We start from the raw sequence: 8,373 nt of genomic DNA, 5'->3' as shown, positions 1-8,373 counted from the left end.
GGTAAAGCCTTTCCGGGCTTATGAGCAGAGGATCCCCGGCGAAAAGAGAAAGGGCCAGATAGGGAGAATTTCCGTACCGGGGATGAGTGGGATTCAGGGGAAGAAACTGCCAGACCCTCTGGCCGGCCTCCACCAGAAAATCCACGAAGTGGAAGGCCCAGGGCCCCAGGTCCCCGATCCCATAGGAAGAGGGCAGGGCCCTCAGGGGCAGGAAGATTCCGGCTCTCCTAGTCCGAAACATCGCCTTCCCACCGGAAATAGAGTACCCCCAGGGGCGGGAGGGTCAGCTCCAGGGAATAGGGTCTTCCGTGAAAGGGAAGGGGATCGGCCCTTCGCCCGCCCAGGTTTCCGTGTCCGGAACCCCCGTATTCCCGGGCATCGGTATTCAGGATCTCGCGGTAAAATCCCGGGGCCGGCACTCCCACCCGATAACCGTAGCGGGGGACCGGAGTAAAGTTACCCACCACGATCACCAGGTTCCTGCCGGAGCGGTCCCGCCGCAGGAAGGAGATGACGCTCTTTTCCACATCGTGAAAATCGATCCACTCAAAGCCCTCCGGGGAAAAGTCCAGCTCGTGGAGGGCCGGATTCTCGCGCACCACCCGATTGAGATCCCGGACCAGAAGGCGTATCCCCTCGTGCTCTGGATACGCCAGAAGGTGCCAATCCAGACTCTCTTCATGGTTCCATTCCCGCCACTGGCCGAACTCTCCCCCCATGAAAAGGAGCTTTTTGCCGGGATGGGCCCACATATATCCGAAAAGGGCCCTCAGGTTGGCCCGTTTTTGCCAGGGATCACCGGGCATCTTCCCGAGAAGGGACCCCTTCCCATGGACCACCTCGTCGTGGGAGAGAGGAAGGATGAAATTCTCCGAAAAGGCATACCAGAGACTGAAGGTCAGGGTATCGTGATGATACTTACGATAGATGGGGTCCTTGGAGAAATAAAAGAGGGTATCGTTCATCCACCCCAGGTTCCACTTCATTCCGAAGCCCAGCCCTCCCACATATACGGGACGGGTAACCAGGGGCCAGGCCGTAGATTCCTCGGCGATGGTCTGGATATCCGGAAGAGTGCCGTAGAGCTTCTCGTTCAGGAGGCGCAAGAATTGGATAGCTTCCAGATTTTCCTTGCCCCCGTAGATGTTGGGCACCCATTCCCCGGGGCCGCGGGAATAATCGAGATAGAGCATGGAGGCCACCGCATCCAGCCGCAGGGCATCGGCATGATAGCGTTCCAGCCAGAAATGGGCCGAGCTCAGCAGGAAGCTCCGCACCTCGCCCTTGCCGTAATCGAAGATGTAACTCTTCCAGTCCGGATGGAAACGCTTGCGAAAGTCCTCATATTCGTAAAGATGCGTGCCATCGAAAAAGGCCAGGCCGTGACCATCAGTGGGAAAATGCGAGGGGACCCAGTCCAGAATAACCCCGATCCCCTGCTGATGCAGATAATCCACCAGATACATAAAATCCTGCGGGGTTCCGTAACGGCTGGTGGGGGAAAAGAACCCCAGTACCTGGTAACCCCAGGAACCGTAAAAGGGATGTTCCATCACCGGCAGGAATTCCACATGGGTAAAACCCATTTCCTTCACGTATTCTGCCAGAAGGGGAGCCAGTTCCCGATAGGTGAGGAAACGGTTCCCTTCCTCCGGCACCCGGCGCCAGGATCCCAGATGCACCTCGTAGATGAGCCAGGGCGCCGAAAGGGCATTCCTGCGGCTCCGTTCCTCCCTCCAGCCCCGGTCGTTCCATGAATAGGAAAGATCCCAGACCCGGGAGGCCGTGCCCGGGGGAGGTTCCCCGAAGAAAGCCAGGGGATCGGCCTTCTCCAGATGATAACCGTTCCGGGTATGAAGATAATATTTGTAAAGGCTACCGGGTTTTACTCCGGGAAGGAAACCCTCCCATATCCCGGATTCATCCTCCCGGCGAAAGAGGGGATGCGCGGAGCGGTCCCATCCGTTGAAGTCTCCGATCACCGAGACATAGGCCGCATTAGGGGCCCAGACCGCGAAATAAACCCCCTTTTCCCCTTCCACCTCCTCCGGATGGGCCCCCAGTTTCTCGTAAAGCCTCAGATGGGTGCCCTCGCGAAATAGATAGATATCCAGATCGGTTAAACGGGTATAGGGACGAACGCGACTCATGGTTTCCGGCGAAAGAGAAGTTGGCGATAAAGTTTAAGATATTCCCGGGCCGAGCGGTTCCAGGAAAAATCAAGCTTCATGACCTTCCGGCGTAGGCGCATAAAATATCGGGGGTATTGGAAAAGTTCCGCCGCCCGTTTAACCCCGCAGAGGAGATCCTCCGGGGTGGGGTCCGGGAAGAGGAACCCGTAGCCTCCGGGGTAGGAAACATCCACCAGGGTGTCGGCCAGGCCCCCGGTCTTGCGGGCCACCACCAGGGTGCCGTACCGCATGGCAATGAGCTGGGTGATTCCGCAGGGCTCAAAAAGGGAGGGGACCAGGATGAAATCCGAGGCCGCATAAACCTTGTGAGACCACCCCTCGTTGAAGATGATTCGGGCGTACATGTTGGGGTAGCGTCGGTCAATATTCTCAAAAAGCGGGGCATATTCGCCCTCGCCCAGGAAGATGAAAAAGCCGTTTATCCGGGAGAGCCTCTCCAGGGCCGAAAGGAGTATCTCCACCCCTTTCTGCTGGGAAAATCGATTGATAAAGCAGAAGAGGGGTTTTTCGGCGAAAAATTCCGCCACCCCCAGTTCCCGTAACATGGCCTGCTTGTTCTCTTCCTTGGGGGCGGGATCTTCCACGGAATAACGTACGTAGAGGTGAGGATCTTGCGCCGGATTCCATAACTCGTAATCGATTCCGTTGAGGATCCCCACCAGCTTGTGTCGATGGTGATAGAGCACCCCCTCCAGGCCATAGGCGTATTCATAGGTAAGGATCTCCCGGGCGTAGGTGCGACTCACCGTGGTTACGGCATCGGAAAAGATGATCCCTCCCTTCATCAGATTGATCTTCCCCCAGAACTCCAGCGCTTCGATATGATAGAGAGACCAGGGCAGTTCGAGACGCTCCAGGGTCTCTTTCTCAAACATTCCCTGAAAGGCCAGATTATGGATGGTAAAGACCACTTTCTGGGGAAAGCGGAAGATCTCATGATGGAGGACCGGATAAAGGGCGGTCTGCCAGTCGTTGGCATGGACGAGATCCACGTCAAAGAAGCCCTCCTTCACGGCCTGGGCCACGGCCCAGCAGAAACCCCCGAAACGAAGGTCGTTGTCCGGATAAGCCCTGCCCGGGGGACCGTAAAGATAAGGTCGGTCGTAAAGCTCGGGCTGATGGAAGAAATAGTGCCGATCCTGGCGAAAGATCCGGAAGGTATAGGGACGCCCGTTGAGCCGGACGGTTACCTCCTTTCCGGTATCCTCGAACCCCTGGCCGTAGAGGGAATGATAAAGGGGCATGGCCCTTAAGACCTCCACGCCCAGGGCCTCCAGGGCCCGGGGCAGGGAATAGGCCACATCCCCCAGTCCTCCGGTCTTGGCGTAAGGAAAGATCTCACTGGACAGGAAAAGGACCCTCACCCTCTAACCTCATCCGGAAGGGGTTCTCCCAGTTCCCGGAGGACCCGGACCAGATGATGACGAAAAAGTAGATCAAACCGATCCAGAAGAGGGGTATCCAGCCCTTCCCCGTACCACCAGAACCAATCGCTACCCTCGGCCCGCAGGAAATAAGGCAGGGCCCGAAGATACTCCTCCTGCCCGGCATGGTTTCCCAGGATCCGATAAACTCGCCAGAGAAGTTCCCAGGCCCGGTTTTTTTCCGGATGCCCCAGCCACTTGCGAAAGGTCCCTCCCATCCAGCTGCCGGCCCGAAGGGACTTTAATTCGGCCTCGGGCAGATCCTCCCGCAAAAAGGCCTCCTTAAGACTCAGGGGCTCGATCCAGGGTTCCCTTTCCAGGGCCTGGTAAAGGCGGGTAAGGAAGGGATAACCGTTTTCCGGATAATATTCCCAGCAATTTTCTCCGTCCAGGATCACACTCACCAGGGGGGAATAGTTCACCCCTTCATAGATATCGCGCAATCGACGCAGGAAGTCATCGACCGCCTCCTCGGCGGAGAGGTGCTGATAGGAAAAACCGATAAGGTCGCTGAGACCCCGATCCCGAAAGAGGATCAGGCTCTCTCCCATACGATAACGCCGAAAGAGTACCGAGCGATCTTCCCCGCCCCGGACCGCCCAGAGCAGGGTTTCGTCCGTGGCCAGCCCCTGCAGGCCGTGGGCGGCAAGGAGACTCAGGGCGGCCTCACTTACCGCCCCCTCCGCCGGCCAGCAAAAACGGGGAGATTCTCCGAAACGGCTGCGATGGCTCTCTACGGCCATAAGCACCTGCCGGGCAGCCGTATCCCCGAAGGGACCAATGTCCGGAAGGGGCACCTCGGGATCGTTTTCCCGGGCAGCCTGAACGTCCAGGAGAAGGGGAAGAAGGGGATGGTGATAGGGGGTCACCGAGAGGGACCCCTGCCCCCTCTCCTCAAGATCCCGATAAAAAGCTACGATTTCCCCCGCAAAACGAAAACTTGCCTCCAGTAAGGCCTGGAGTTCCTCCGGGGTATAACCTTTTCCCTTACGGCGAAGGTCCTCCACCAGGGGATATCTCTCCCGGAAAGCCCGACCGCACCACACCAGAAGATAAAGAACGCGCAGATCCTGAAGTTCTGCCCCGGAAAGGTGGGGGATCCTCCTTTCCAGCTCGGAAAGAGCAGGCAAGGTGGCCTTAAGCGGCGCAGGAAGGAGCCTTATCAGGGTAAAGAGCAGGGCCCGGTCTTCTTCGGAAAGATCCTCCACCGGCTGACGGAGGATCTTAAGCAGGGGATCCCGAACCTCTCCTGAAGCATAATCCTCAAGGGCCTCAAGAAGCACCGGAACCAGATTGAAATTGCCCTTGAGCCCCGGAAAACGGCTCAGAAGCCAGGGCATCTCGCCGTAGTCCTTGAGGGTGTGAAGATAGGTCCAGGGAAGGAGATACTTCCCGGACAGAGCATCCCGGTAGGAGGGTTGATGCATGTGCCACCAGAAGACCAGATAGAGTTTCTTCACGATCTCTTTTCTTCTCCTACCGGAAGTTCGACCATGTCGATGCGCTGATAAAACTTAGAAACGTACTCCTTGAGCATGCGTCGGGCACAGAAACGGGGAGTGATGCTCTTGATGGCTTCCTTCATCAATTTAACCCACTTACGGGGCATACCGGTCTCATCCCAGGAATAGTAGAGGGGAACCACCCCTTCCTCCAGGATCTGGTAAAGGGCTTCGGCATCCCGGGCGGTGCGGTCGCCTTCTATTTCCTCTTCTCCGAAGGCCCATCCGTTGCGGCCGTTGTATCCCTCCGGCCACCAGCCATCCAGGATGGACAGGTGGGGGACCCCGTTAAAGCCGGCCTTCATCCCGCTGGTGCCGCAGGCCTCCAGCGGCGGATGAGGGTTATTCAACCATACATCCACTCCCTTTACCATATAATAGGCCAGATCCAGATCGTAGTCCTCCACAAAGGCAATTCGCCCGGCCAGACTCGGATCGCGGGCCAGTTCCACAATCTGACGGATCATGTTCTTACCCTCTTCGTCACGGGGATGGGCCTTCCCGGCAAAGATGATCTGGACCGGCCTTTCCGGATCGAGAAGGATGCGTTTGAGGCGTTCGAGATCGTGAAAGATCAGGGTGGCCCGTTTGTAGCCGGTCATCCGACGGGCAAAACCCAGGGTGAGATAATCAGGGTCCAGCAGGGCTCCCTGAGCCACCACCAGGCCCGGATCCAGGTTACCCTCTCTCCAGCGGACCCGCAAGCGATCCTTGATGAGGTGAATAAGCTCCCATTTGTTGTCCTTGTGTACCTTCCACAGGACCTCGTCCGGGATGCGATCGATCATCTGCCAGAGGTCCTCACAGTCGTGGACATGGATCCAGTCCTCCCCCAGATAATCGTTGAGAAGGGTGCGCAGATCCTCGTCGATCCAGGTGGGAAGATGGGCCCCGTTGGTAACATAATCGATGGGAACTTCCTCTTCCTTAAGGTCCGGCCACATGAAATGCCACTGCTTTCGAGCCACCTCCTGGTGTCTTCGGCTCACCGCGTTGATATATTTACTCAGCCTTATCCCCAGGATGGTGGTATTGTAGCCCTCCTCCGGATTCTCGGGATTGGTCCCCAGGGAGAGAAAGAACTCCCGATCCAGCTTGCGTTTTTCCCAGAGGAAATGGAACTGCTTTTCGATCATCTCCAGGGGATAGGCGTTGATGGCCGCCCGAAGCGGAGTATGGGTGGTAAAGAGGGAGGTATGGCGAACGTAGCGCACCGCTTCCTCCAGAGAGAATCCCTGCTGCAGCAGGCGTACCAGACGGGCCACCAGAACGAAGGCCGGGTAATCCTCATTGACATGGAATCCACCGATATCTATTCCCAGACGTTCCAGGAGGGCATATCCGCCGAAGCCGAGAACTATCTGCTGTTTGAGGCGCATTTCCGGATCCGAGGTATAGAGCTGGTAGGAAATCCGCCGGTGGCGGGTGCTGTTCTCCTCCACATCGGTATCCAGGAGATACAGTCTCACCCGACCCACCTCCACCTTCCACACTCCGGCAAATATGGGCTCATCGAAGCAGTAGCACCAGACCTTGAGCCAGTCCCCCTTTTCATCATAGATCTTCTGGACCGGCATCTCTTCCTTGTGGATATGGTTGGAGAGTTCCTCCTGGGTCCCGTCGGCCCGAATTCGCTGACGGATATAACCCTGGGGGTACATGAACCCTATCCCCACCAGGGGCAAGTTGAGATCGCTCGCTTCTTTGAGGATATCCCCGGCTAAAAGCCCCAGCCCCCCGGCGTAAATGTAAAGGGAGTGATGCAACCCGTACTCCGCGGAAAAGAAGGCGATCGGTCTCTTTAAGCGGGCATAGAAAGGGCCCGGAGTCTCCAGATAGTGTCGGTAAATACGATAGACGTATTCCACCTTGCACACAAAATCGGGGTTCTTCAGCAGCTCCGCGATGCGGTCCGAGGCACAGAGAAGGAGCTTGATGGGATTTTCCCGTATCTCACTCCAGATGATGGGATCGATCCGTCGGAAGAGATCTTTGGCCTCCGGATGCCAGCTCCACCAGAGGTTATAGGCCAGTTCTTTTAACTTTTCCAGGTGTAAAATACTCAAACACGGCTCCTGTTTGCTTTATTGATTTTCAGATTGTACTCCCCTTTCTCTAAGAATACACCCATATAGCTTACCTGAATCTTGGATGATATTCTATGAAGGTCCGGAAAGCAAGAGGAAGAAGACTGGAATGAAAGAACGCTTGAAAGAAATTATCCTGAATCTGGCCCAAATTATCAGTGAAAGCGGGCAGGAAGCCCTCATTCAGGAATTCATCGCCGATTGGTTGAGAAAGCGGGGAATTCAGCCTGTCTTTCAATCGGTTCCCGGGTGTGGTCCCAACCTTCTGGTCTTTTTTTCCGATTCTCCGAAACTGCTTCTGGCCACCCATGTGGACACGGTTCCGGTGCGTCTGGGGAAATATCCTCCCCGGGCCGAAGGAGAGGAGCTTTACGGGGTGGGGGTATGCGACGCCAAGGCCGGGGTGGCCATCCTGATGTTGCTGGCCGAGGAATTGAGCCGAGAGAACGAAGAGCCCTCCCTGGGTCTGGCTTTTCTGGTGGACGAGGAGAACGAAGGACGGGGTTCGGCGGAGCTGGTGCGGGAATATTTTTTCCCCGAGGCGGTGGTTCTGGAGCCCACCCGTCTTACCGTGGCCATCGCCGAAGCCGGATCGGTGGAGTACGAGGTGGAGGTGTACGGACGGGCGGTACACGGGAGTCTGGCCCATCAGGGGGAAAACGCCATCGAACGGGCCATGGACCTGATCAGTACCCTTAAACGCCTCCCCTTTCTTTATGAGGAACATCCCCTGGTGGGACCTTCCTGGTTCAATGTGGAGAAATTCGTGGGAGGAGATGGGGAATTGCGGGTACCGGATAGGGTGGAACTGGAACTGGAGTTTCGCCTCCTTCCGGGCCAGGACCTTAACCAAATCATGGCCGAAATAGAGGAAAGATTCCGCAGTTTTTCAGGGGTGAGGTATCGGGTGAAGGATATTTCCGAGGCTTACAGTCTGGAGAGGGGGGCGAACATTGTTTCCCGCCTCTGTGAAGCCTATCGGCGGGTTACCGGGAAAGAGGCCCGGCTTTCCGGGATGCCCAGCTGGACCGATGCCGCCCACCTTGCAGCGGCGGGTACGGAAGCGGTGGTTTTCGGTCCCGGGGACCTGGCCCTCTGTCACACTCCTGAGGAAAGGATCTCCCTTTCTGAGGTTGAAACCGCCTTTCGGGTATTGCTGGAGCTGGCC

The 8,373-nt window shown here is 56.9% G+C and carries 6 protein-coding genes; 1 reads left to right on the top strand and 5 read right to left on the bottom strand.

Going from position 1 to position 8,373, the window contains the following annotated elements; translation table 11 throughout:
* From F8J34_RS08775 to glgP, 5 genes are all read right to left on the bottom strand, one after another.
* A partial coding sequence (locus tag F8J34_RS08775; protein ID WP_297058465.1) for a 4-alpha-glucanotransferase occupies positions 1-241 on the bottom strand: 241 nt, incomplete at its 3' end.
* Entirely contained in the window at positions 228-2,150 is a 1,923-nt protein-coding gene (glgB, locus tag F8J34_RS08770) for a 1,4-alpha-glucan branching protein GlgB (protein WP_297058463.1), read from the bottom strand. The genes glgB and F8J34_RS08775, both read right to left, overlap by 14 nt.
* Positions 2,147-3,556: a glycogen/starch synthase gene (locus F8J34_RS08765; RefSeq protein WP_297058461.1), complete on the bottom strand. Its 1,410-nt coding sequence runs from the start codon at positions 3,554-3,556 to the stop codon at positions 2,147-2,149. The genes glgB and F8J34_RS08765 overlap by 4 nt, the downstream gene beginning before the upstream one ends.
* The gene (locus tag F8J34_RS08760; RefSeq protein ID WP_297058458.1) at positions 3,553-5,076 is read right to left on the bottom strand and encodes a glycoside hydrolase family 57 protein; all 1,524 of its coding nucleotides are present in this window, start codon (positions 5,074-5,076) and stop codon (positions 3,553-3,555) included. The genes F8J34_RS08765 and F8J34_RS08760 overlap by 4 nt, the downstream gene beginning before the upstream one ends.
* Positions 5,073-7,184: an alpha-glucan family phosphorylase gene (gene glgP, locus F8J34_RS08755; RefSeq protein ID WP_297058455.1), complete on the bottom strand. Its 2,112-nt coding sequence runs from the start codon at positions 7,182-7,184 to the stop codon at positions 5,073-5,075. The genes F8J34_RS08760 and glgP overlap by 4 nt, the downstream gene beginning before the upstream one ends.
* 130 nt (positions 7,185-7,314) lie before the next feature.
* On the opposite strand from glgP, the gene F8J34_RS08750 reads away from it, so the two are divergent.
* Positions 7,315-8,373, top strand: a 1,059-nt coding sequence (locus tag F8J34_RS08750) for a M20/M25/M40 family metallo-hydrolase (RefSeq protein WP_297058452.1), incomplete at its 3' end; no start/stop codon positions are given.

The organism is Thermosulfurimonas sp. (assembly GCF_015491435.1).
GTDB lineage: Bacteria > Desulfobacterota > Thermodesulfobacteria > Thermodesulfobacteriales > Thermodesulfobacteriaceae > Thermosulfurimonas_A.
Note: the sequence above shows the minus strand (reverse complement) of the source record. Positions and strands in the feature narration are given on the sequence as shown.